Origin of the sequence: Acinetobacter albensis (assembly GCF_900095025.1) — a bacterium.
GTDB lineage: Bacteria > Pseudomonadota > Gammaproteobacteria > Pseudomonadales > Moraxellaceae > Acinetobacter > Acinetobacter albensis.
The window spans coordinates 146,812-170,618 of record NZ_FMBK01000008.1 but is presented as its reverse complement, the minus strand read 5'-3'; the positions used below and the strand labels follow the sequence as shown (position 1 = coordinate 170,618).

The following is a 23,807-nucleotide window of genomic DNA, read 5'->3' as shown; positions in this document are numbered from 1 at the left end:
TTTTTTCATAAAAAATAAAATAAAAAAACGCCCACTTGGACGTTTTATTTATACTGGATAGATCAAGGTATTAAGGTTGTTTCAAATATGGCCATGCTGCTTTTAAATAAATAAACATCGACCATAAAGTCAAAATAACGGCGGTGTACAGCAACAAATAAGCCAAAGTATCAAGCGGCTGCCAATTCAGTAAAAACACTGAAATTGCGATCATTTGAAAAGCTGTTTTGTATTTACCGACCGTAGAGACAGCCACATTGGTACGTGCACCTAACTCTGCCATCCATTCACGCAGTGCTGAAACGGTAATTTCACGCGAGATAATCACAATGGCAGCGAAGGCCATCGAAATACTCGGTTGCCATTGCACTAGCACTATTAAGGCTGCGGCAACCATCAACTTGTCTGCAACAGGATCTAAAAAGCGCCCAAAAGCTGAAGTTTGATTAAGTGTTCGCGCCAAATAGCCATCAAACCAATCTGTTACAGCTGCCACGACAAAAATAGCAGTTAAAATAACATGACGTGTCATGTCTGTATCGTGTTCAGCCATACCCATTGCAGGTGGCCAATAAGCCACAGCTAAAAAAACAGGTATTAAACCAATACGTGCCAAAGTCAAGATATTTGGAATATTCAGGATGCGACCTGTAGTCATAGACACCGCCAATTTTCCCCTTTATGTACGATGAAAAACCACACATATTTCGAGAATTGATTCATCGTTAATTCAGCCTCACTTTATACGAATTGCTATACAGTGTCACTAGCTAAACACGGTCACGGTCTGTCTGGAAATAGCAATCAGTCGGTTTTCAGCATCCCAAAGATGGGCAGATTCAGTGGAATAGCCGTCTGCAGCATAATCTGTAAATACTTTATATTTAAACCAATCCTGTAATTGATGCTGTACGGGGTGGACATAGGTGACATGCCAAGTGAGAGAACTGGCAGGTGCCAGTGTCTTAAACATAGGCAATACCCCAGGTGGCCAAATATCCATTAAAATCATTAAATCGGCGACACTAAATTCGCGGTTTTCATGCTGCTCAGGATTAAAACGACACCAACCACCAAAATCAGGTGTTTCACTTGCTGTACATGGATATTGACCTTCTGCCCAAGAGACATCAAACTGCCGATAACACTGTGGCATTGCCTCATGCTGGAGAGGTTTAACCAAATGTTCTGGGGCTGGATAATCCGGCGCAATACATTCTTGGTGGACTTGAATGCTTGATGCACGTTGCGTTCCAAAACTGGCAATTAAAATACTTTGTACCGCTTCATCTTGCCATAAGCGCACTTCAATGGTGGTCACCGATTTGCCCTGTCGCAGAATTTCAGCCGTGAGACGAGCTTTACTTTCTTGTACTGGTCCAACAAAGGTGATGCTGGTACTGAGCAAATATTTTGCTGAGTCAGCAATGGTGATTAAAGCCTTATGCATCAAGATGCCTGCGACCAATCCTCCATAAATGGTTCGTCCTTGCAACCAACCTGAAGGAATATTGACCCATTCCGTTTGTTCAATTTCCGTAAATAATTGACTCAATGACATTTTCAATCCTACAGCTTTTCTATAATTTTATCTTTTACTGATTTTTAAAGCGTGTAAATGACCAATGACTCGGGCGTCAATGTACTTTTTGGCCATGTTCAAATTTTTATTCATGTAAAATTTTATAAATCGTACGTGCCATCACCGCACCTAGACCTGGAACCAATTTCAAGTCATTTTCTGACGCTTTTAAGACTCCCTGAATCCCACCAAAATGCGTCAATAAATCACGTCTACGTTTTGGACCTAATCCGGGAATAACTTCCAACACAGAGCCGCCACGTTTTTTATCTCGTTTGGCCCGATGTTTGGTAATAGCAAATCGATGTGCTTCATCGCGAATCTGTTGAATCAAATGCAGCGCTTTATGGTCTTCGGGCAGTTGAATTTTTGTACCATCAGTAAAGTGTAAGGTTTCTAAGCCCGGCTTACGTCCCTCACCTTTGGATACGCCCACCATAAAGGCTTCGAGCCCTAAGTCCTGCATCACTTGCATGGCCATATGCAATTGTCCCTTGCCCCCATCAATCAGCAACAAATCAGGCAGCATGGCTTTTTTATAACGTCGCGTTAATGCTTGACGCATAGCAGCATAATCATCACCACCCGTAATATCTTCAATCGAAAACTGACGATAATCTCGTTTACGCACACCACCCGAATCGAATACCACACAAGATGCAATGGTGGCTTCACCCATGGTATGTGAAATATCAAAACACTCAATCCGATCTACGGGTCGCCCCAGCACCTGTTCAAGCTGATGAAAACGCTCATTCAATTCAAAATGATTGGCCAATTGACCTTTAATCGCATGTTGAACATTCATACTGGCCAGTTCTAGCCACTCGGCACGCGTTTCTCGCACCTTGTGTTTAATCTGTACTTTCTGAGCAAATTCTTGTTGGATTGCATCTTCAAGTTCTTTGGTATTGGGCAATTCGGTATTGATGATCAGCTCACTTGGAACTTCATCTGCCACCTGAAAATAAAAGTTAGCCATGAAGTCAGATAACATTTGCCCTAAATCTTCACCCCACATATCAGGAAAATAACTTTTACCGCCCAACATTTTACCATTACGGACATGCATGATCTGCACACACGTCACACCTGCATAATAGGCAATGGCCAGAATATCAGCTTCACCTTTGACTTTATAAATGGCTTGTTGCGACTGCACATCACGTAGTAAGGCCATACGGTCACGATAAAAGACCGCCTTTTCAAATTCCAAGGTTTCGGCCGCCGCTTCCATTTTGGCAATCAATTCTTGATTGAGTTCTTTGGTGTCACCTTGTAAAAAGCGAATCGAATTTTTAACATCTTCATTATATTCTTCAGACGAAATCAGCCCCACACAAGGTGCGGTACAGCGTTTTATTTGATATTGCAAACATGGACGTTTACGTTGTGAAAAATAACTATTTTCACATTGCCGCACATTAAATAGCTTTTGTAAAACCAATAAAGTGTCACGGGCATTATAAGCACTCGGATAAGGCCCAAAAAATTTACCCACCTGATGCTTGCCTTTACCACGCCCTGCTGCAATACGTGGATAAGGTTTGTCACTCGACACAAAAATATAGACGTACGACTTATCATCGCGCAGCATAATATTGTAAGGCGGACGATGGAGCTTAATTAGATTTTGTTCAAGCAAGAGGGCTTCGGTTTCAGAACGCACCACCAGCGTTTCAATATGATAAATCCGTGCGACCAATGCTTGTGTTTTAGGATGCTCAATGGTTTTAACAAAATAACTGGATACGCGATTTTTTAGATTTTTGGCTTTACCGACATACAGTAACTCACCTTCTTTACCCAGCATTCGATAAATACCAGGCAAAGTGGTCATATTGGCTAAAATTTTTTCAATATTTGCACGCGCTTTTTCGTTCACATTCAGCCTTATTTACAATGAGCTTTGCTTTATACATGATGTGATGCTTTTACTGATTTTTTCAAGCCAATTCGGTACGTTTACCGTAATCGACCCAAGCTTGTACACGCCCATTACTCTGTAAAAATCGTCGTCTTGGTTTAATATTTTAGTTAAGATCTTACTGCTTATGATATTGAAAGCAGTTTAAATCTTACTCAACATTTTTCTATATTGACTTATTTGACTAAAACAAAGCGATAAATAACTTGAAATTTAAAGCTTATATCCGATATAACTAAAGCCCAATTAATTAAAAAACTTTAATTTAAACAGAAAGATCACTACATTTTTAAAAAATATGACAAAAATAAAGTCATTTCTTAACAAGATTTACTCAAATAAATTGATGACCATTGCGTCACGGCTTGATACAACTTGTTATGTTCTTTTTAGATATAGTTATCGTAAGCTTAGTGAAGCTCGATGTGCGTCAAAAATACGTACAGGCTTCAAAACATCCACTTAAATAAGTCCTCCAAAAGAAAGGAGATCAGGCATGATCCACGCTGGCAATGCCATTACCGTCCAAATGCTTTCGGACGGAATTGCAGAATTCCGCTTTGACTTACAAGGTGAGTCGGTCAACAAATTTAACCGTGTAACAATTGAAGATTTTAAAGCTGCAATTGATGCGGTTAAAGCCAATAACGACGTTAAAGGCCTAATCGTCACCTCTGCTAAATCTACATTTATTGTCGGTGCAGACATCACTGAATTCGGTGATAACTTTTCTCAAGGCGAAAAAGCAATTGTGGATTGGGTCATGCCTGTTCACGACATCTTCAACGCATTTGAAGATTTAAACATTCCTAAAGTCGCTGCAATCAATGGTATTGCATTGGGCGGTGGTTTTGAGATGTGCTTGGTCTGTGACTACCGTGTCATGTCAGAAGCAGCTCAAGTCGGTTTACCTGAAATTAAACTCGGGATTTTCCCTGGTTTCGGTGGTTCTGTTCGTTTAAGCCGCGTGATTGGTATCGACAATGCCGTTGAATGGATGGCAATGGCGAACCCTAAACGTCCCGCTGCTGCACTTAAAGATGGTGCTGTCGATGCAGTGGTTGCTGCTGATAAACTGCAAGACGCTGCGATTGACCTAGTTAAACAAGCGATTGCAGGTCGTGTTGATTGGAAAGCAAAACGCCAAGAAAAATTAGATCCTGTGAAATTGAATCCATTAGAACAAATGATGGCATTCAATAGCGCTAAAGGTGCGGTTCTCGCTAAAGCAAATCCTGCACAATATCCTGCACCAAAACTTCTTCTTGATTCTTTACAAGCAGGTGCAAGCCTTCCACGTAACGAAGCATTAAAAGCAGAAGCAGAAGGTTTTGCAAAAGCTGCGATTACGCCACAAGCAGGTGCATTGATTGGTTTATTCATCAATGACCAAATTGTGAAAAAAACCTCTAAAAAACATGAAAAAGGTGCGCATCCTGTCAACCAAGCGGCTGTTCTAGGCGCAGGTATCATGGGTGGTGGTATTGCTTATCAAGCAGCCAGCAAAGGCACACCTATTATCATGAAAGATATTGGTAACCCGCAACTTGCACTCGGTATGTCTGAAGCGAACAAATTGTTGACCAAACAAGTTGAACGCAAAAAAATGACACCTGCAAAAATGGGTGAAACCCTTGCACGTATCCGTCCAACTTTAAGCTTAGATGAGTTTAAAGAAGTGGATATCGTAATTGAAGCGGTGACTGAAAATCCGAAGATTAAAGCGGCTGTGCTTGCAGATACTGAAAAATCAGTTCGTGAAAACACCATTATTGCATCAAACACCTCAACGATTTCAATTACTCGTTTAGCTGAAAGCTTACAACGTCCTGAAAACTTTGTGGGTATGCACTTCTTTAACCCAGTGCATATGATGCCTTTGGTTGAAGTCATTCGTGGTGAAAAAACTTCTGCTGAAGCGATTGCAACCACTGTGGTTCTTGCCCAAAAAATGGGTAAAACACCAATCGTGGTGAACGACTGCCCGGGCTTCTTGGTCAATCGTGTATTGTTCCCTTACTTCGGTGCATTTGACCTATTGCTTAAAGACGGTGCTGACTTCCAGCAAGTTGATAAAGTGATGGAAAAATTCGGCTGGCCAATGGGTCCTGCGTATTTGATCGACGTTGTCGGTATTGATACTGGTGTTCATGGTGCAGAAGTGATGGCGGAAGGTTTCCCAGACCGTATGAAGCCAGACTTTAAAGGCGCTATTGAGCTGATGTATGAAAACAAACGTTTGGGGCAAAAGAACGACGTTGGTTTCTACAAATACGAGCTTGATCGTAAAGGTAAAAAAGCGAAAACCATCGATCCAACAGCTTATGAGCTTGTTGCATCAATGGCGACTACTGAAAAGCATGAGTTTGATGCTCAAGAAATCATTGACCGTATGATGCTGACTTTCTGTAACGAAACAGTTCGTTGCTTGGAAGACAACATTGTGGCAACGCCTTCTGAAGCAGATATGGCGATGATTATGGGTGTGGGTTTCCCTCCATTCCGCGGTGGTCCATGCCGTTATATCGACCAAACAGGTGTAGCTGAATACGTAGCACTTTGCGACAAATACGCACACTTAGGTAAAGCTTATGAAGCGCCACAAATGTTGCGTGACATGGCAGCTAACAACAAAAAATTCTACGGTTAAGGAGCAACGTGAATGGCTACTTTAAATCCGCGTGACGTTGTCATCGTTGATGGTGTACGTTCTGCAATGGGTAAAACCAAAAACGGTATGTTCCGCAATGTACGTGCAGACAGCTTATCTGCTGAACTTGTACGTGCTTTAGTTGCTCGTAACCAATTCGACACCAATGAAGTTGAAGATGTGATCTGGGGTTGTGTCAATCAAACCCTAGAACAAGGCATGAATATTGGTCGTAACATTGCATTATTGGCTGATCTTCCAAAAACTGTTGCAGGTCAAACTGTTAACCGTCTTTGTGGTTCATCTATGCAGTCTATTCATACGGCAGCAGCGCAAATTGCAACCAACCAAGGTGATGTATTCATTATTGGTGGTGTTGAGCACATGGGGCACGTTGGGATGATGCACGGCATCGACCTGAACCCAGAAGCATCTAAACACTATGCAAAAGCATCTAACATGATGGGCTTAACCGCTGAAATGTTAGGTCGTATGAACGGCATTACCCGTGAAGAACAAGATGCATTTGGTGTGGAATCTCATCGCCGCGCTTGGGCTGCAACGCAAGAAGGTCGTTTTAAAAATGAGATCGTGGGTGTTGAAGGTCATGATCAAAATGGCTTCAAAATTCTGTGTGACATCGATGAAGTGATTCGTCCAGATGCCAACATTGAAGCATTCCGTTCATTACGTCCTGTATTTGACCCGAAAGGTGGTTCTGTCACTGCGGCAACCTCTTCAGCGTTGTCTGATGGTGCTTCTGCAATGTTACTGATGTCTGCTGAACGCGCTCAAGCTTTAGGTCTTAAGCCACGTGCTGTCATTCGCTCTATGGCGGTTGCAGGCTGTGATGCTGCGATTATGGGTTATGGTCCAGTACCTGCAACGCAAAAAGCGCTTAAACGTGCAGGTTTCACCATGGCAGATATTCAAACCATCGAGTTAAACGAAGCATTTGCTGCTCAAGGCTTATCGGTCATGAAAGGCTTAGGCGTATATGAGAAGCAAGACATCATTAACTTAAATGGTGGTGCGATTGCATTGGGTCACCCATTGGGTTGTTCTGGTGCGCGTATTACAACGACGTTGTTGAACGTGATGGAACAACAAGATACGCAAATTGGTCTTGCGACCATGTGTATTGGTTTGGGTCAAGGTATCGCGACCATTATCGAACGTGTTTAATGTTTAATTAAATACTGAGATAAAAAGAACCCCGCGTATTGCGGGGTTCTTTTTATCTTGGTAAATATCGTTTATTACCGCCACTGGTTATACAGTAATGTCCACCTCTTGGCCCTACACAATAATCAATTACTGTACAAGAACAGCTATTATTATAAATATTAGCTGATTTATTTTTAGAATAATTTATCTTCGATTTAGATATAGTATGTGATTTATAATTATTAGTTTTAAGTTGGTCAGATTTTTTTAAATGGCTAATATTTTTTACAGCTATCTGCTTAGATTCTGTCTTTTTTTTATCTACGTTATGGCAATTTTCATTACTACATAAATCTTTAATATTAATCCATTGAGGTGAATCATTTTCTATCGTTATTCTTTCCCAATTATTTTTACGATCAAAAATAAGGACTTCACTACCTTTATTTAATATTTTTAGTATTTTACCATTGAGTGGAGCATCATAAACTGCTGTCTTATTTTTCACTATTTTTTTAGCAATAGGAAAAAATACATATTCTTCACCTAATGCATCAGCTTCCTCAAGCTCAATTACTTTTTGTATACTATCCGCATTATCTTTTCCTTCTAAATCAACTTTAGTTTCCACATTTATAGTATTAACTGAGATATTTGGCACTCTTTTTTCTAAAGAATTATGGGTTTCCACTTCTAGACTTGAACAAGCGGTAAGTAAAAAAATTATCATAATTAAAAATAGTTTATTCATTCTCATAACTTTTGAATTTTTCTAAAGATATTATACTTTCAAATCAGTTATAAAACGTACATAAATCATAAGTACGAGCAGGAGTTACAACTGTTGTAGCTAAAGAAAAAAAGATGATGCAGTTAAAACTAAGGAAAAAGACTGCTTTTCTCGGTTCATAAAAGCTACTTAAGATAATTTAAGCTAAAAAATATCCGCTAACATCTTTTTATCCCTGATTTTCTCATTTTAAAAGTGGAATCAAATATAAATATTATTTTGATCGAAATTCTCTAATGGTGATTCTAAACTTTCTGCACCAACAATGTCGCAAAATGCTGTTTAATCCGATTGCCCTCGGAATCTACCCGATGCAACTCCCCTACATTTTCATTGTATTTCACAATGTTCCAGCCATCGTATAGCCCACTTAACTCTCCTGTTTTAAACGCAAATGGAAAGTCAGGCTGCACAGGAATATCATCGGTATCCATCGCACAGACGATCAAGTTAAATCCATTTACATTTGTGGCTTGCTGCATCTGCGCAATCAATGGTTTCACCGTTTTAGCTTCTAAAAACATCATCACCACCGTACAGCAAATAAAGTCATATGTGCCTGTAATACTTGGGTCGGCATTTAAATCTCGCTGTTGCAAATGAATCTTTTGAATACCTTCGGCATCTATTATCTGCTGTAGTTTTTGCAAACTATTCGCATTGACATCCCAAGCATCCACCTCAAAGCCCTGCTGACTTAAGTACAACGAATTTCGCCCCTGCCCGCAGCCGACATCTAGAGCATGACCGCCTTGCAAATATGGTGTCGCTGCCAAGATTTCTGAGTGCGTGGGTGAAAGCTGATATTTCTGATAAAAATAATCTTGTGGAGTACAGTAAAATTGCAGCTGACATTCAATGTCATCACTGGTCGAAACAATTTTGTGCCATGCTTGAGGTTCAATAAACGGTGGCTGTTGCTCAGGTGTCAATAGATGTTCAGATTGCACTTGACCTGCATCATCTAAAAAAGCAAATTTCAGCTCACCTTGATAAATCTTTAACTTTGCCCAAGTGCCTGCTTTGGTATTGTGTTGCTTTTTAAAGCCTTGAGGAATGGTTTGTGCTGTCCACACTGGAAGCTCTTTATAACAAATCAAGTCTTGCATACGCTTATTTCCCACCCTACATTGTTCAGTGAATACATCTCAATAACGCGATTTGATCATGATATTGTCTCTATATTTTAGGTTTTAATGTTAGGCTTAAGGACAATAAAAATACAGCTTTCATAAATTTCAAATAATTTGGAGTCAACAGATGCATTTATCCCCTATAAAAACTGTTCTCAGTTTAGCAATACTTGGCACTCTTTTAGCAGGCTGTGCAACCTCCACCTTAATTCAAAAAGACAACCGCAGCCATACACGCGACGTTAAAACCTCATTAGTCGATGATCAAGTGGTGGCTTTTGGAAGACTTGCCCAAGTACAAAATCATTTACCTGCAGATAGTCTCGTGATTGCTGGATATAAAAATAGCTATGTTTTAACCCAAGGTGGTGCACAATTTGTTCGATTAATCAACAAACTGGATGCTAAAAATATTCAAATGACCAAAGAACTCACCTTCTATTCAGAAAAAAATGATGGTCATTTCTCAGGTACGCTTCCTTTGTCTTATGTCAAATTACAGGAAGATATTAATAAAAAAGATCTTGAGTTTTATATTGAAAATGGCGCAGAGGAATGTTCAACTTCAAGTGATAAGCGCATGAATGCACAGCGTTTTTGTTTTAACTTGAAACTTTCGGGTGTGGTTTATCCGGTTGCAGGCAATATTGCATCATTGAAAGCACTGAGTAAGCCATATCAAGTCAATATTTACACCATGCAAAAGGAAAGTTATCAAAGTTATTCTGGACTCAACCCTTTACAAAAACTGGTGCTATTTCCCTTTGCAGTTGCAATAGATGTGATTAGCTTACCCTTCCAAGCCGCTGAGAAAATTTTCGACTAACCCTATTTAAACATTTATTTTCAAGATAAAAATTCCTACTCTGTGCAGGATTTTTATCTTGGAATGGTTAAAAACCCAATAAATAATATAAAGATAAATACTCCAAAATCTAAATTCCAAATGTAACCACTCCGCAACATCCTGTTATTTATCTGTAAATATGGTTGATTATTCACACAAATTTAGACCAATTCTCAAGCAATGCCTTCATTACTTTTTCCCAAGCGCTAACATAGCCCGCTCAATTTAAACTCCCCCTTCAATTCTGGATACTCACCCATGAATATGCTTCAAACTGCGATGAGCATTGCTCTCGTTGCTGCTACAACTTCAGTGATGGCTACAACTGCTGTGCAACCACAAACAACGACTTTAGCAGACGTTGCAAAAGTTCAAGCAGAACAAGTTCAAACCGCCGTTATTGATACTAAAGATGCAACTATTGTTGAAGCTGTAGAAGCTAAAAACACGGCTGTAACAGAAGCAACTGAAGCAAAAGATGCGGTTGTGACGAAAACAACTGAAGTACAAGATGCAACTGTAGCAAAAACAGTAGAAGCCAAAGATGCCGCTGTAGCACAAGCAACGGATGCTAAAGATACAGTGATAAGTGAAACCACTGAAGTAAAAGAAACTGTAGCAGAGCAAGTGGATCAAGCGGAAGAAAAAGCAGATGCGGTAAAAACTGAAGAGAAGAAAGGGTTCTTTTCTTGGTTCAAAAAGAAAGCAGCTTAATGCTTGTGTAATAGCAGAGATATAAAAATATCTCAAACAAAAAAGGATGCATTTGATTGCATCCTTTTTTTGATCAAACTATTAAAATTTTAGCGCTAAATGCTAACGTATCCCGCCCACAGGTAAGCTGTTGGATGGTGGCATAACAATTTCACCACTTCCAAGTTGACGGTCAATTTTATCTATTGAAAACTGCTCTCGACCAATTTGTGCATTGGTTGCATTACGATCTATACCAAAAGGCTGGAGCATAATATACAAACCTTGTTTAGGATCCGAAGACTGTAAACCTTGTGCAATCGATAAAATATGCTGCTGTAATATCAAAGGTAAACTATTTAAATTTGGTAATGGTGCAGCAGGCAAAATTTCCACATTGGTCAGCACATTAGGGGCAATCATAAAATTTTGAGCTTCATCGCTCAGTTTCATCACCTCATGCTGCAACGCTTTGACTCTTGCTGGATCTTCTTGATATTGAATAATCCCTGTTTCAGCTCTTAACTCAGGTTCTGCCAAAGTTTTTAACACAGGTAATTCAACCGTATCTGCAAAGGCAGTAACGCTAGCAGCTACTCCAGCAACAACCAAGATACAATAAGATATAACTTTTAGGAGATTCATGGTAATTCTACTCAAAATGAATAAAAAATGAAGATCACACTCAACCGTGAACAAGATTAATTGTATATTAAACAATCAACCTAAAAATTAAACTCAGATAAATGGTTAAATACATTCACTAGATGCAAACACATTTTTGCTCATCAACTTCAAAAGAATTTATAAAAAAATTATCAATAATTTAATAAAATCAAAAATTTAATCCAAATGAATCGCTGTTTATTTTTATATTTACGCGAGTACAGTTCCTATACGCAACCAAATTGGAAACGTCACAGAAAAATGTTCTGGCGCATCTGTTAAAGCCTGAGTAAGATCCTGAAGTGGATCATCCGAATGTATGGTTTGATAATGTTGTAATGCGGACCATGTTTTTAAATAAGCAAGTAATTGCTGTGCTGTCCATGAATAATTTAAGCTCAGTTGTGGCACGGGATATTCATGAAAAGGAAAAGAAATGGTTTGATATTGCTCATCAATATAACAGCGTTCAGGCTCCCAATAACCATTTAAAGTTTCAGCGTATAGCTGCTCGATTAAATCATGAACCTCAACCTGTTGTACTTGAATTAAGCCATAACCAATCACGGCAATAACACCATGTGGTTTAAGCACACGTTTGGCTTCTGCATAAAAAGCATCAAAGTTAAACCAATGAATCGCTTGCGCCACCGTTACCAAATCAATCGACTGGGTAGGAATACTGGTTTGTTCGGCAGGCTGTAATTGATAACTGACATTTTCAAAATAAGGTGCGTGTTGTAATTGTGCTGCACTGATATCGGTTGCCACCACATGATCAAAATAAGGTGCCAACAATTGGGTCAATTGTCCTGATCCTGCCCCACAATCCCAAGAAAAACCAAATTCGGGCACGTATTTTAAAATTTCTTCTATAATTTGAATAGAATAATGTGGACGGGCCTGTTTATAACCAAAACTGTGCTGAGAAAAGAGATCTTTCATTTTTAGAATAATTTAATTAATTTCTTATGATTTGAATATATCGAAAAATAGTTCGATTTGAATAAAAACTGTTAGACAATTTTTAAGCATAAAAAAAACCCCAAACAATGTTTGAGGTTTTTTAAAATATGGTGGCGAGACCCAGGTTCGAACTGGGGACACACGGATTTTCAATCCGTTGCTCTACCGACTGAGCTATCACGCCAATGCCGTGTATTAAGCCGTATCTCCGGACATTAGTCAATATAATTCATCACATTTTTATTTGATTGAATATTTTTTGCCCAAAAAAAATCCCTGATGGGATCAGGGATTGAAATCTTAAAATAGATTTTAAATATGGTGGCGAGACCCAGGTTCGAACTGGGGACACACGGATTTTCAATCCGTTGCTCTACCGACTGAGCTATCACGCCAATGCCGCGTATTAAACAGTTTAAGTGTTTTTCAGTCAAGAGGCTTTTATATTTTCTTTAAGCAAGTGTTTATTTTTACAGCAATAACCCTAAAATTTAACTCATTTTGACGATCCATGCGCAACGTAATTTAAGCCGAGCTTATTTTTTGCCCTAAAAAAGCAGTCATCAGACTACTTTTTTAGGGCAAGTTTGGATTAAATTTTTTCCAAATGCGCCAAACAACGATGAATGGCACCACAGCCTGGTTCAAATACCTTTACACCTTTTTCTTCTTCAATCCGACAGACTTCACTGACCAAGCGATCTGCAATACCACGTCCACGATTGGCTGGGTGCACCACAATATTTTCCAAGGTGCGACTTTCTCCTTGTCCCGTACTCCAAATTGCAGCAATCAATTTTGTATTAAATTCTGCTGTATAAACTAAGGTATACTGAGCTAAGTTGAGCTCTAGTTGATCAATGGCATCTTGCCCATCTCCAAATTCTGGACTGGTATCATACAGTCGCTCAAGTTGGCTGCGTACTTCTGCATTTTCTAGTGAAGTGTAAGCATGTACGGTAATAGGCATTGATTAACCCTCCTGAGCAATCTAATATGCGGTGATTTCGTCACCGCGAAAGAACATTTTACATCATCATTTTTAACGTTTTTGAGGAACGTGTCTATGACGCAACGTATCAGTGAAGTGGTAAGAAACACCAACGAAACCAAAATTCGAGTTCGTGTGAATCTTGATGGTACGGGTCAAGGCACCCTCAATACAGGTATTCCATTTTTAGATCATATGATTGATCAAATCAAGCGTCATGGTTTATTTGATATTGATATTCACTGTGATGGCGACCTTGATATTGATGACCATCATACCGTAGAAGACTGTGGTATTACACTCGGACAAGCTTTTGCACAAGCCTTGGGTGATAAAAAAGGTTTACGTCGCTATGGCCATTTTTATGCACCATTAGATGAAGCATTGAGCCGTGTTGTGGTCGATTTATCAGGTCGTCCGGGTTTATTTATGGATATTCCCTTCACGCGTTCAATGATTGGTCGTTTTGATGTCGATCTATTTTCTGAATTTTTTCAAGGTTTCGTAAACCACTCGCTGATGACTTTACATATCGACAATTTAAAAGGCAAGAATAGCCACCATCAAATTGAATGTGTATTTAAAGCATTTGCACGTGCGCTACGTATGGCCTGTGAAGTTGATCCTCGTGCAGCAAACACTGTTGCATCAACCAAAGGAAGCTTGTAATGACCCGTATTGCCCTTCTTGATTATGGTATGGGGAATTTACACTCAGCAGCCAAAGCCTTAGAACATGTCGGTGCAACGGTTGATGTGACTCACGATCCTAAGCTGATTGCTCAAGCGGATAAAATTGTCTTTCCGGGTGTCGGTGCAATGCGTGATTGTATGCATGGCATGCATGAAGCAGGTATTGATGAAGTGGTACGTCATGCCGTCTTTAATAAGCCTGTACTTGCCATTTGTGTGGGCATGCAAGCGTTGATGCAACGCTCAGAAGAAAATGGCGGTGCAGATGCTTTGGCTATATTTGAAGGTGAAGTCAAACACTTTCCCAATATTGCAGGCTTAAAAGTGCCGCATATGGGCTGGAATCAGGTACATCAAGCAGACCCTAGCCATCCGATGTGGAAAGATATTGAACAAGATGCACGTTTTTACTTTGTGCATAGTTTCTATGTTGAACCTCAAGATACTGACCTTATTGCTGCAACATGTGATTATGGTTTAGCGTTTTGTACCGCTTTGCATAAAGAAAATTTATTTGCCACACAATTCCATCCTGAAAAAAGTCACACTGCAGGTTTGCAATTACTAAAAAACTTTGTGGAATGGAAAATCTAAATTTTAATTTTTTAAGCCTAGATAAAGCCTAATTCTGATTAGGCTTTTTTATTTTTTGGAATGGCGTAATTAACGATATTAATGCTTTTTTGCCATTCTGTTTAAAACACGTTAGTCTGCAAAAAAGCTCACGTTTTAGTTCAAATGAATCCTACAAACCTTAATCCAGTTTTACCCAGCAAAGAATACATTCAAAAATTACCATTGTTTCAGAACCTTGAACCAGAAAATATTCAGGTTATTCATTCTTTATCGCAATGTCTGGCTATAGAACAAGTATTCAAAAATTGTACCCTATTCGGTTTTGATACCGAGTCGAAACCCACCTTTAATAAAGGTGAAATTTCTACAGGACCACACATAATTCAGTTGGCAACTGTCCATCAAGCTTATCTATTTCAAGTCAATCCACAAATTCTCGCATTTTTAAAACCCATATTTGAAAATAGAAATCAAATGAAGGTCGGTTTTGGTTTAAAAAATGATGCGCCACTGTTTCGAAAAAAGGGCATCCAACTTAATAATATAGTCGACTTATCGAAATGTTTTTCCCCTTTGGGCTTTACAAATACTATGGGCCTGAAAAATGCGATGGCACTGTTATTTCAGGTTAATTTCCCCAAAAGTAAAAAAATAAGCACCTCCAATTGGGCAAGAAGAGTACTGACTTCGCCACAAATTCAATATGCGGCTGCGGATGCTTATGCGCCAGTATTGGTCTTTGAAGAATTACGCCGTTTAGGATTTATTTCTCATACGACGTCTAAATAACATAATCATGCTTTGATTATGGCAACAAAATAAAGCCAAAACTGATGCTTAGTGTTTGGACAATACTTTGCTAAAATGAGCAACATTCTATTTAATGAAATTAAGCAAGGAGCGAAGGCATGCTGATCATCCCTGCAATTGACCTGAAAGATGGCAAATGTGTCCGTTTAAAACAAGGCCGTATGGAAGACGATACTGTATTTTCGGATGATCCTGTGGCAACTGCACAACATTGGGTGAATGAAGGCGCACGTCGTTTACATTTAGTTGATTTAAACGGTGCTTTCGCAGGTACACCCATTCATAAACCTGTGGTCGAAGCGATTGCACGTGCACAACCTGAACTTCCGATTCAGATTGGTGGTGGAATACGTTCATTAGAAACCATTGAACATTATTTGGATGCGGGTGTTTCTTTCGTCATTATTGGAACCAAAGCTGTTCAAGATCCTGCTTTTGTTGAAGAGGCCTGTAAGAAATTCGCAGGTCGCATCATTGTCGGGATTGATGCTATGAATGGGATGGTGGCAACCGATGGTTGGGCCAATATCACTGATATTAAAGCCATCGATTTAGCTAAACGTTTTGCTGATGCAGGTGTATCTAGCATTGTTTACACCGATATTGCACGTGACGGCATGATGCAGGGTGTCAACATTGAACAAACAGTAAATCTAGCTACTTATTCTGGCTTACCTGTCATTGCTTCGGGTGGCGTGACCAACCTTGATGATGTACGTAACTTAAAAGGTCAACCCGGAATTTTAGGGGCGATTACGGGTCGGGCTATTTATGAAGGCACGCTCAATCTGCGTGAAGCTCAATCCTTATGGGATGATCAGTCAATTTAATAAACTGATCGTGTAAAATGATGAAAAAGAGCTCAATTGAGCTCTTTTTTAACGGATTGGTACACTTACTGATACATGGGCTGATGATCATTTAAACGAATCATGCCAAGGATCGCCCGATAAACAATCCAGAGCCATGAAATTCCAACCACCAACAGACAAAATGTGGTTGCAATCAGGGCAACACCCGCAAAAACATCAACATTCTCACCAGTAAAGAATAAAAAAAGAAACGGAACAAAAGCGATGATATTCCAAATCAGATACCACCAAAAAGTTCGAATTTGCCAGGTAAAATGGCTTTCAACAATAGAGCCACGCACATCATCACGTTTGATATAATTAATGACTAAAGCCACAATGGCCAATAAACCGCCAGAAAAAATAGCGATAATATAAAGTACATACAAGATTAACGTGAGTGTTCGATTAGAATCTCGATCTATAGCATAATTCATATTGATCCTCTCTTTTAAAGTCATTTGGCTCCTTTAAATTTTCAACACATTTAAAGGAGAAATCAGCCATAAAATCAAAAGTATGTTTAAAACTATAGTACAAAAATAAATTCTTCTAAATGGTTGTTTTTGTGTTTTATGTCGCAATTTTTGTTGTGCGAGCCAAGCACTCGGCCATCCCCCCAAAAAAGATAAAATATGTAAGATATTTTCCGCTACACGCTTATTTCCTAACTGCGCGGCCTCTTTATCTTGGGCATAAAACCAATAGGTTGCTGCATTGATGATGCTGATAAAGAGCAGCAGGATTCCACTGATGAGTCCCGATATGCTCAATACAGCCAAAGCCAAAATATACACCACAGCAGCTATTTGGACGGGATGCAACTTCGTTTCTTGCTTTATTTTTTTTATCGGGGTGGACGTTTTTTGGGTTTGAGAGGCTTTAAGATAAGTCACTTGATGAGCACGAAAGCGTCCCTTCCCATCATGTGCTACCGTATATTCTAGCGCACAACCGACGATGGGACGCGGGCCTTGCCGGGCAAAATCCTTAATATGTAAAAATACGCGATCTTTATCAGCATCATTCGGTTGAATAAAACCGTAGCCTTGATCGTCCAACCATTCGACTAAACGTCCCTGATCGCGCATGTGTGCATCCTATTTTAAGCGGTAACAAATTTAAGTCTTTCTACCAACATCTTACGCATCTCTTGTGGATTTTTCTGCAAAATATCTTCCCCTGTACGTTCTTGTTGTGCATTTTTTTGTGCCACTTGTAAACGCATCAGCCAAAAACGTGCGGCAGTAATCGCCAAATAAATCTCTAAACAGGCTTTTTCATCTTCGGTTAATCGACGTACTGTTTCATAGGCTTCTAAAAATGCCTGTGCCTTGACTTCATTCAAATGCACATCAGGGTATTCGGTACAAAAATCATTTAAAGTAATGGCGATATCAAATAAAAATTCATCTTTATTCAATTCATAAAAGTCTAAAATACCATGCAGTTGATTATCTACAAACAAGGTATTGTCACGGAATAAATCAGCATGAATAAAGCCTTTCGGACGGTTTGGATAAACTGATGTGAGTGCATCATAAAGACCCAATACCTCACTGAGCAAAATAGCATCGGCGGGATTCAGAGTCGGTTTTAATTCTTTAGCCACGTGTAACCAATAATCATGATTTCGATCTTCAGTACGTTGCAAAGGAAAATCTTGCAAGGCAAGATGTATTTGAGCTTGTGCAATCGCAATCGCTTGAACTTGCGCTACTGTGGATGGCATTGGATGTTTACCGCGCATACGCGGAGCAATTTGAGCAGGTTTGTTTTTAAGTATATGAATGGCTTTGCCTGCATAATTTAAAGGTACAGGTACAGGTAATCCAGATTTGCCCAAATGTTCCAGTACAGGCACTAATTCAGCCGCACCTTGCTCATCCAAATCTTCAAATATCGTTAAAACATAATGCTCGCCGGTATTGCAGACTAAAAAATAGTTTGTATTTTGAATGCCGCCTTGAATCGGAATCAGGTCAATCACCTCCAATCCATAAGGTGTAGCAAAAACCTGAACTTCATTTAAAGTCAAAGGGGTATAAACCGACATACAAAACCTGCGAAAAAACTTACATAATTTTGATAGAATACTCGCTCCGACTATTTAGGTGTAGCACCTGAGTCACGAAGTTTCATAATCGACTGTTATTTTTGGAAAAAATTATGCTGGCTAAACGTATTATTCCTTGTCTTGATGTAGATAATGGTCGAGTTGTGAAAGGTGTACAATTTCTTGATATTCGTGATGCAGGCGATCCGGTTGAAGTGGCGCGTCGTTATAATGAACAAGGTGCCGACGAAATTACCTTTTTGGACATTACCGCAACTTCTGGGGAGCGTGATACCACTTATCGTACGGTAGAACGTATGGCTGAAAGTGTATTTGTACCTTTAACCGTGGGTGGTGGTGTTCGTAAAGTGGAAGATATTCGCTTATTGCTCAATGCAGGCGCAGATAAAGTGAGCATTAATTCAGCTGCGGTATTTAATCCTGAATTTGTGCAACAAGCTTCACAGCGCTTTGGTGCACAATGTATCGTAGTCGCCATTGATGCAAAGAAAACAGGTGAGAATAAATGGGAAATTTTCACCCACGGTGGTCGTAGACCGACAGGAATTGATGCGATTGAATGGGCTGTAAAAATGGCTGATTTCGGCGCAGGTGAACTCCTGATTACATCGATGGATGCTGATGGTACAAAGGCAGGTTATGATCTTAAATTGATGCGTCAAATCAATGACCGTGTCACCATTCCAACCATTGCTTCTGGCGGTGTCGGATGTTTACAACATTTGGCTGATGGCATTTTAGTCGGTGGCGCAGATGCGGTACTGGCGGCTTCTATTTTTCACTTTGGTCAGCATAGCATTCCAGAAGCAAAACAATATCTTGCAAATCAAGGTATTGAAATGCGTCTATAGATTTTAGATTTTTTAAATACATTTAAAGAGCATATCAATATGCTCTTTTTTAAGCTGGAGCATAAAGTAAAAATAAAGCTTAAAAAATCAAAATAAAAAAGGAGTCTTTTCAGACTCCTTATGTACGAAGAATTATAAAATTTCTCTACATAAATTTTTATGTGCAAAAATACATCTACTCTTGGAGGTCAATGCCAAGATATTGATACATGAAGACAGAGCTTAGAAATTATCATTTCATGATAAACACCTAAAATAATTCGACTAAAAATCATCAAGCGTTTTTTTACATGTGTGTTTCTAGTTGAGGGACTTTTGAGACCCATTTTGCAGGAAAATAGCTGTTTGCCACAGAATTCAATATTTTTGAAACAGATTGAGGCAGTGCAATTCCCAAGGGATTCTGTTCTTGTAAATCTTCAGATGAAATAACCCGTGTACCCAAAATATAGTCAAACCAAGGTTTCGTGACACACCAATTTGCATCTTGATTGGAATTCATATGGTGGTCATAGTGCCACGGTATTTTTTTCATGGCCCACTCTGGTTCTAAATGTGCGCGGCGATGAATATAATAATAATTACATGCACTATAAACCGCTGCTGCTGCCATTCCTTTAGAAACTGGATAAAATAATCCACCTGCCACAGTCGCCACGACAGCTAAAGACACAATTTCATTTTTAGTGCGCCAATTTGAAATTCCTTCTACGTATCCATGATCAAGAAATGTGGTTTTACGTACTTCACGATGATGTTCCCAATGAGATTTCATACTGTCTGGCACAGGACTATAACGTGGTTTTCCTGTGCGATGTGTACCATGCAAAACATATTTGTGCGCTACCCATTCAAAACCATTGGCTACCACCAATCCGACTAAAAAACCTTTTAACATGGTTAATTCTCCTCTTTGGTATTGAATATAAGCCATCAACCATGCTAAATATTGACCTTAAAACAAGACTTCATTGACAAATTACGACAAAAAAAGAGCAGGATGCAATCACTTAAAGATTATACAGGTTCCGTTTATGGCGGCCTCGGACATTTACTATATGCTTATAGTCAGGCGAAAGGTCTCGTTATTTCTGAAAAACTTGAACAAATTCAAAACCTAGAACGCTTTGATTATAGTATTTGGCGAGAATTGCTGACCGATATTCAACAACAGATACACGTCCCTGCACTGGGTCTGGATATTGCTGACTACGTACAACCCAAACATCTCGGTATTATTGCTTATATTGCTTTATCTTGTACCACCTTAGGTGAGGCTTTACATCGTTATCATGACTTACATCGACTGGTCTATGATGGAAGTAGCTTACAAGTCAATATGCAAGATGATTACTTAAGGATTGGTTGGGGAGATATTCCCTTCCATCTCACCACCCAAGTGACCAATGAAATTGCCATAGCACTGATGATCAAGTTTCTTTATCTCTTTATGGAATTTGACAGTATTTACGTATATGAAATTCATTTTACCCATCCTGCCCCTCCCAATATCGCACTGTACGAACAATACTTTCATTGTAAAGTCCGTTTCTCTCAACCTGTTGCGCAAATTGTTTTACCTATTCAAGAACTGGCAAAACCGTTTCGTCAAGGCGATCAAACTTTACACCACTTGCTGATGCAGCAAGCTCAAGCCTTATTAGATAAACTGCCCAACTCCACAACGTTAGATCATCGATTACAACAAGCAATTTTGACGGGTTTACAAAAAAATCTATATCAAATTGAACCGATTAGCCGACAATTAGGAATGTCTATTCGCCAATTACAACGCCATTTACAGCAACAAGACACCACTTATCAAAACCGTGTTCAGGAAGTGCGTCATTTATTGGCAGAACAATATCTCAAGGACCCACATTTGAGTTTACTAGAAATTGCCCTATTGCTAAGCTACTCAGAACAAAGTGCTTTTCAGCGTGCTTTTAAACACTGGACTGGACGAACCCCTCAGCAATGGCGCAAGCAACGGCACACTTCACCTTGAAGCTAAATGGTTTCAAATATAAAGCTTAAATGACTTCACTCAAAAACTCAGACTTACTTTTACGCTAAAAAACTCAGTATATATTTTGATGTTCCATGTGGAACATTTATTTTTTTCAGTTATAAAAAAGGATTTTCTATTTCCTGTTCAGCCTGAATCCTTATTTTTTCGGGAAGATGAGCGTCATTTTCCAATACTGCAACAATGTCACTCAAAAATGCCTGTAACACCCTCGCTGTTTCTAATCCAGACTTGTCTTTCGTAATTTGTAAATTGCCGTATAGACTGACGTAATCCTGTTGATTTTCTAGCGTTAAATCATGAATCGCATGCGATTCATGACCATTTTCAAACGGCTTGAACATTTTATTTTCACTCATCATTATTGTTATTGCCCTATATAGACCAACTTTATCCTACTTTAAAAATCGCTTATTTCAAGGTTTGTAAAATATATTGTAATAATGCATCCACCAATTGTCGCGCTACGGCATTTTGGCTATCACTATCTAGGCTAGAAGTTGTGTTTTTTGTTTCAGTCGTTGAGGCTGTTTGGCTGCTAGCAGAAGAAGATTTAAAATCTTTTTGTACAGCAGTCAATGCATCTGCGTTTACATCTTCGGCACATTGGCTTTCTGCATCCCAGTGGGAATAAGCAATGGTTTTATTGACTTTAACGGCATTGGCTTTTAAAGGTAAATTATAGGTATTGCGCTTTTGTTCCTCGGTTAATTGAGGAAACACGTTCATGCCAAGTTGTTCTTCTAAATAGCATACGCTGACCACTTTAACCTGTAGCGAATGATCATTTGGCGCATAGTACGCCCCTATCGCTCCAGTTTTAGGAATATAAATCGCTTTAAAAACTGCGGTGGGCACAATGACCCCCTGACCAATCGTTTTTAATTTTTTTGTTGCAAAAACAGGGCCAGTGACTACGTAGACATCATATCTATGTTTAGTCACGATAGCTCTAGTCGCTTCTTCTAGCTCACGCCAAACTTGTTGATTATTTTTAGGCGCTTGCGGCACCATGTTCGCCAAAGAAAAACTGTCATTTTGCGCCGCCTTATTGGGCATATCTGCATTCGGCGCCATGTGTCCACGATCATAACCGGACGCTTTATAATCCGATAAAGTGGCACGATGTTCAGGTCGAATGCTTAATTCCTCATGAAAGCTATCTTCACGTGGTATTTTCTGACTTAAACGCTTAGGAGTAAGTGCTTCTGCTACCCACAAGGGTGTTTTAGAAACACCAGAATACATCACGTTAAAACCGTTAAAACACAATGGGTAACTGTTTTTTTTCAAACTTTCTTTGGTCAAATAAGGTGGGATATCGCGGTAAAATTGATCGAGACAGGCAGAGTTAGACACAGCAGGTAAAGTCACCAATTGCTGAATTTTTTCTTGCCCAAATGCAATCGCAAAACTGCTGGTTGCCACTAAACCTAAAATAATTTTTAAACTATTTTGATTTAAATACTGAACCCAAGATTTTTTCGTTTTACGCTTTCTAACAGCCATTGCTACAACAAACTCTCAATTTCCACGAGCTTAACAAGCGGGCAAAATGATGTATATGTAGTAAAGTTTGTTTGTTTAACATTTAAACGATAGTTGCTTAACAAAAAATCAGCTGTTGTAACAATATGTCTCGTTTGATAAAGCTTTTATGAATAGTCTTAAGGGTTTTACGTATATTTGATTGAGAAACCCATCCAAACTATGACAAGGTAAAAATACGAAAAAAATCGAAATAATGATTTCAATGGAGTATTTTATGCATTCTAAGCTTTTAGGTTTAAGTCTGATTACTGGACTTATGAGTGCAACTGCATTCGCAGAACCCCCTATTCAGCCGGGCGACACTTTGGAAAGTTTGTCTAAAGTGAAAGTTATGACCACCGTGAATGGTCAAGCAGGTTCAATTCAAGACTTAGTTGCAAGTGGTCAAATTCGCATTGTCGATGCGAGTCAAGTAGCGAGTGCTTCAACTCAAAACACTTCAGAAGCAGTTTCTCCAGCTTCAACGATGCAAGCACCTATGCAACAAGCGACACCTGAACAACAGGATGTAAATAGCACAGCGCAAATGATTGAGCCGCCATTAGACCAGTCAAGTGATCCTGCTCATGCACAGGCCGCTGCTGTTGCTCCTGAAAACACACCAGCAATACAGCCTGATGCTGAATTAGCTGCACAACAAGCTGAACAGGTTGTAGGTCAAGAAGTGGCTACACAAGCACCAATGCCAAGTACCAATAACGCACCGATGCTTTCGTCATCTGCTCAAACGCCAGTGAATGCAGGAGACGGTACGCAAACTGATGTCACCGCTGAAGCTGTTGCAGCAGCGCCAGTCAATGAAGCGGACATAAATATGGATACTGAGGCCTTGGCAGCAGCGCCAGAATTAGATCAATCCAATGATGCAATACAAGCAGCACCTGAGATGCCCAATACAGATGCACCAGTTAATGCTTCTCCAGAAGTACCTATGGCGGACTCAACTGAGAACTAATCA

The 23,807-nt window shown here is 39.4% G+C and carries 25 protein-coding genes and 2 tRNA genes; 11 read left to right on the top strand and 16 right to left on the bottom strand.

The window, feature by feature from the left end; all coding sequences use genetic code 11:
- Positions 1-70 precede the first annotated feature (70 nt).
- The 3 genes from pgsA to uvrC form a co-directional block, all read right to left on the bottom strand.
- Positions 71-658, bottom strand: a complete 588-nt coding sequence (gene pgsA, locus GA0116959_RS08395; RefSeq protein WP_053579349.1) for a CDP-diacylglycerol--glycerol-3-phosphate 3-phosphatidyltransferase — start codon at positions 656-658, stop codon at positions 71-73.
- A 108-nt stretch (positions 659-766) separates the two neighbouring features.
- Complete coding sequence (locus GA0116959_RS08390; RefSeq protein WP_092720163.1) at positions 767-1,561, bottom strand: thioesterase family protein; 795 nt, start codon at positions 1,559-1,561, stop codon at positions 767-769.
- A gap of 106 nt (positions 1,562-1,667) precedes the next feature.
- Positions 1,668-3,467 carry an excinuclease ABC subunit UvrC gene (gene uvrC, locus GA0116959_RS08385; RefSeq protein WP_092720161.1) on the bottom strand — a complete coding sequence of 600 codons (1,800 nt, stop codon included), beginning with the start codon at positions 3,465-3,467 and terminating at the stop codon, positions 1,668-1,670.
- Positions 3,468-4,005: 538 nt separating this feature from the next.
- Between uvrC and fadB the strand changes: the two genes are divergently transcribed.
- On the top strand, positions 4,006-6,159 hold the full coding sequence (gene fadB, locus GA0116959_RS08380) for a fatty acid oxidation complex subunit alpha FadB (RefSeq protein WP_092720160.1): 2,154 nt from the start codon (positions 4,006-4,008) through the stop codon (positions 6,157-6,159).
- A gap of 12 nt (positions 6,160-6,171) precedes the next feature.
- On the top strand, positions 6,172-7,344 hold the full coding sequence (gene fadA / locus GA0116959_RS08375; protein WP_092720158.1) for an acetyl-CoA C-acyltransferase FadA: 1,173 nt from the start codon (positions 6,172-6,174) through the stop codon (positions 7,342-7,344).
- A 52-nt stretch (positions 7,345-7,396) separates the two neighbouring features.
- Here fadA and GA0116959_RS08370 read toward each other — a convergent pair whose 3' ends face one another.
- Both GA0116959_RS08370 and tehB read right to left on the bottom strand, forming a co-directional pair.
- Entirely contained in the window at positions 7,397-8,077 is a 681-nt protein-coding gene (locus tag GA0116959_RS08370) for a hypothetical protein (RefSeq protein ID WP_092720157.1), read from the bottom strand.
- Between the two features lie 284 nt (positions 8,078-8,361).
- Positions 8,362-9,225: an SAM-dependent methyltransferase TehB gene (gene tehB, locus GA0116959_RS08365; RefSeq protein ID WP_092720155.1), complete on the bottom strand. Its 864-nt coding sequence runs from the start codon at positions 9,223-9,225 to the stop codon at positions 8,362-8,364.
- A 151-nt stretch (positions 9,226-9,376) separates the two neighbouring features.
- Here tehB and GA0116959_RS08360 point away from each other — a divergent pair, with 151 nt between their 5' ends.
- Together GA0116959_RS08360 and GA0116959_RS08355 are read left to right on the top strand one after the other, a co-directional pair.
- Complete coding sequence (locus tag GA0116959_RS08360) at positions 9,377-10,075, top strand: YidX family protein (RefSeq protein ID WP_092720153.1); 699 nt, start codon at positions 9,377-9,379, stop codon at positions 10,073-10,075.
- Between the two features lie 279 nt (positions 10,076-10,354).
- On the top strand, positions 10,355-10,810 hold the full coding sequence (locus GA0116959_RS08355; RefSeq protein WP_092720151.1) for a hypothetical protein: 456 nt from the start codon (positions 10,355-10,357) through the stop codon (positions 10,808-10,810).
- 102 nt (positions 10,811-10,912) lie between these two features.
- On the opposite strand, the gene GA0116959_RS08350 is transcribed toward GA0116959_RS08355, so the two are convergent.
- The 5 genes from GA0116959_RS08350 to GA0116959_RS08330 all read right to left on the bottom strand — a co-directional run bounded on the left by GA0116959_RS08350 (position 10,913) and on the right by GA0116959_RS08330 (position 13,391).
- The gene (locus GA0116959_RS08350; RefSeq protein WP_092720149.1) at positions 10,913-11,434 is read right to left on the bottom strand and encodes a hypothetical protein; all 522 of its coding nucleotides are present in this window, start codon (positions 11,432-11,434) and stop codon (positions 10,913-10,915) included.
- Positions 11,435-11,665: 231 nt separating this feature from the next.
- Entirely contained in the window at positions 11,666-12,400 is a 735-nt protein-coding gene (locus GA0116959_RS08345; RefSeq protein WP_092720147.1) for a class I SAM-dependent methyltransferase, read from the bottom strand.
- Positions 12,401-12,529: 129 nt separating this feature from the next.
- A tRNA-Phe gene (locus GA0116959_RS08340) sits at positions 12,530-12,605 on the bottom strand.
- A 135-nt stretch (positions 12,606-12,740) separates the two neighbouring features.
- Positions 12,741-12,816 (bottom strand) — tRNA-Phe (locus GA0116959_RS08335).
- A 197-nt stretch (positions 12,817-13,013) separates the two neighbouring features.
- Positions 13,014-13,391, bottom strand: coding sequence for a GNAT family N-acetyltransferase (locus GA0116959_RS08330; protein ID WP_053579336.1), 378 nt, complete (start codon positions 13,389-13,391; stop codon positions 13,014-13,016).
- A gap of 96 nt (positions 13,392-13,487) precedes the next feature.
- Between GA0116959_RS08330 and hisB the strand changes: the two genes are divergently transcribed.
- The 4 genes from hisB to hisA all read left to right on the top strand — a co-directional run bounded on the left by hisB (position 13,488) and on the right by hisA (position 16,320).
- On the top strand, positions 13,488-14,081 hold the full coding sequence (gene hisB / locus GA0116959_RS08325; RefSeq protein WP_053579335.1) for an imidazoleglycerol-phosphate dehydratase HisB: 594 nt from the start codon (positions 13,488-13,490) through the stop codon (positions 14,079-14,081).
- Positions 14,081-14,698, top strand: a complete 618-nt coding sequence (gene hisH, locus GA0116959_RS08320; protein ID WP_092720146.1) for an imidazole glycerol phosphate synthase subunit HisH — start codon at positions 14,081-14,083, stop codon at positions 14,696-14,698. The genes hisB and hisH overlap by 1 nt, the downstream gene beginning before the upstream one ends.
- Before the next feature lie 144 nt (positions 14,699-14,842).
- Complete coding sequence (locus tag GA0116959_RS08315; protein WP_092720144.1) at positions 14,843-15,469, top strand: 3'-5' exonuclease; 627 nt, start codon at positions 14,843-14,845, stop codon at positions 15,467-15,469.
- A 119-nt stretch (positions 15,470-15,588) separates the two neighbouring features.
- Entirely contained in the window at positions 15,589-16,320 is a 732-nt protein-coding gene (gene hisA / locus GA0116959_RS08310; RefSeq protein ID WP_053579332.1) for a 1-(5-phosphoribosyl)-5-[(5-phosphoribosylamino)methylideneamino]imidazole-4-carboxamide isomerase, read from the top strand.
- 65 nt (positions 16,321-16,385) lie between these two features.
- Here the strand turns inward: hisA and GA0116959_RS08305 are convergent, their stop codons facing one another.
- Genes GA0116959_RS08305 through GA0116959_RS08295 form a run of 3 tightly spaced genes read right to left on the bottom strand, consistent with a single transcriptional unit; the run spans position 16,386 to position 18,397 of the window.
- A complete protein-coding gene (locus tag GA0116959_RS08305; protein WP_053579331.1) occupies positions 16,386-16,778 on the bottom strand; it encodes a DUF4870 family protein in 393 nt (130 codons plus the stop codon).
- A 33-nt stretch (positions 16,779-16,811) separates the two neighbouring features.
- Positions 16,812-17,432, bottom strand: a complete 621-nt coding sequence (locus GA0116959_RS08300; RefSeq protein WP_092720142.1) for a DUF1294 domain-containing protein — start codon at positions 17,430-17,432, stop codon at positions 16,812-16,814.
- Positions 17,433-17,446: 14 nt separating this feature from the next.
- Positions 17,447-18,397 carry a homoserine kinase gene (locus GA0116959_RS08295; protein ID WP_092720140.1) on the bottom strand — a complete coding sequence of 317 codons (951 nt, stop codon included), beginning with the start codon at positions 18,395-18,397 and terminating at the stop codon, positions 17,447-17,449.
- A 113-nt stretch (positions 18,398-18,510) separates the two neighbouring features.
- On the opposite strand from GA0116959_RS08295, the gene hisF reads away from it, so the two are divergent.
- Complete coding sequence (gene hisF, locus GA0116959_RS08290) at positions 18,511-19,269, top strand: imidazole glycerol phosphate synthase subunit HisF (protein ID WP_053579328.1); 759 nt, start codon at positions 18,511-18,513, stop codon at positions 19,267-19,269.
- A gap of 286 nt (positions 19,270-19,555) precedes the next feature.
- Here hisF and GA0116959_RS08285 read toward each other — a convergent pair whose 3' ends face one another.
- Entirely contained in the window at positions 19,556-20,167 is a 612-nt protein-coding gene (locus tag GA0116959_RS08285; RefSeq protein ID WP_092720138.1) for a sterol desaturase family protein, read from the bottom strand.
- 102 nt (positions 20,168-20,269) lie between these two features.
- On the opposite strand from GA0116959_RS08285, the gene GA0116959_RS08280 reads away from it, so the two are divergent.
- Positions 20,270-21,277: an AraC family transcriptional regulator gene (locus GA0116959_RS08280; protein WP_092720136.1), complete on the top strand. Its 1,008-nt coding sequence runs from the start codon at positions 20,270-20,272 to the stop codon at positions 21,275-21,277.
- A gap of 119 nt (positions 21,278-21,396) precedes the next feature.
- On the opposite strand, the gene GA0116959_RS08275 is transcribed toward GA0116959_RS08280, so the two are convergent.
- Positions 21,397-21,642, bottom strand: coding sequence for a hypothetical protein (locus GA0116959_RS08275; RefSeq protein WP_053580289.1), 246 nt, complete (start codon positions 21,640-21,642; stop codon positions 21,397-21,399).
- A gap of 67 nt (positions 21,643-21,709) precedes the next feature.
- A complete protein-coding gene (locus GA0116959_RS08270) occupies positions 21,710-22,807 on the bottom strand; it encodes a DNA/RNA non-specific endonuclease (RefSeq protein ID WP_092720134.1) in 1,098 nt (365 codons plus the stop codon).
- Between the two features lie 256 nt (positions 22,808-23,063).
- Here GA0116959_RS08270 and GA0116959_RS08265 point away from each other — a divergent pair, with 256 nt between their 5' ends.
- The gene (locus GA0116959_RS08265; protein WP_092720132.1) at positions 23,064-23,804 is read left to right on the top strand and encodes a hypothetical protein; all 741 of its coding nucleotides are present in this window, start codon (positions 23,064-23,066) and stop codon (positions 23,802-23,804) included.
- Positions 23,805-23,807: the final 3 nt, after the last annotated feature.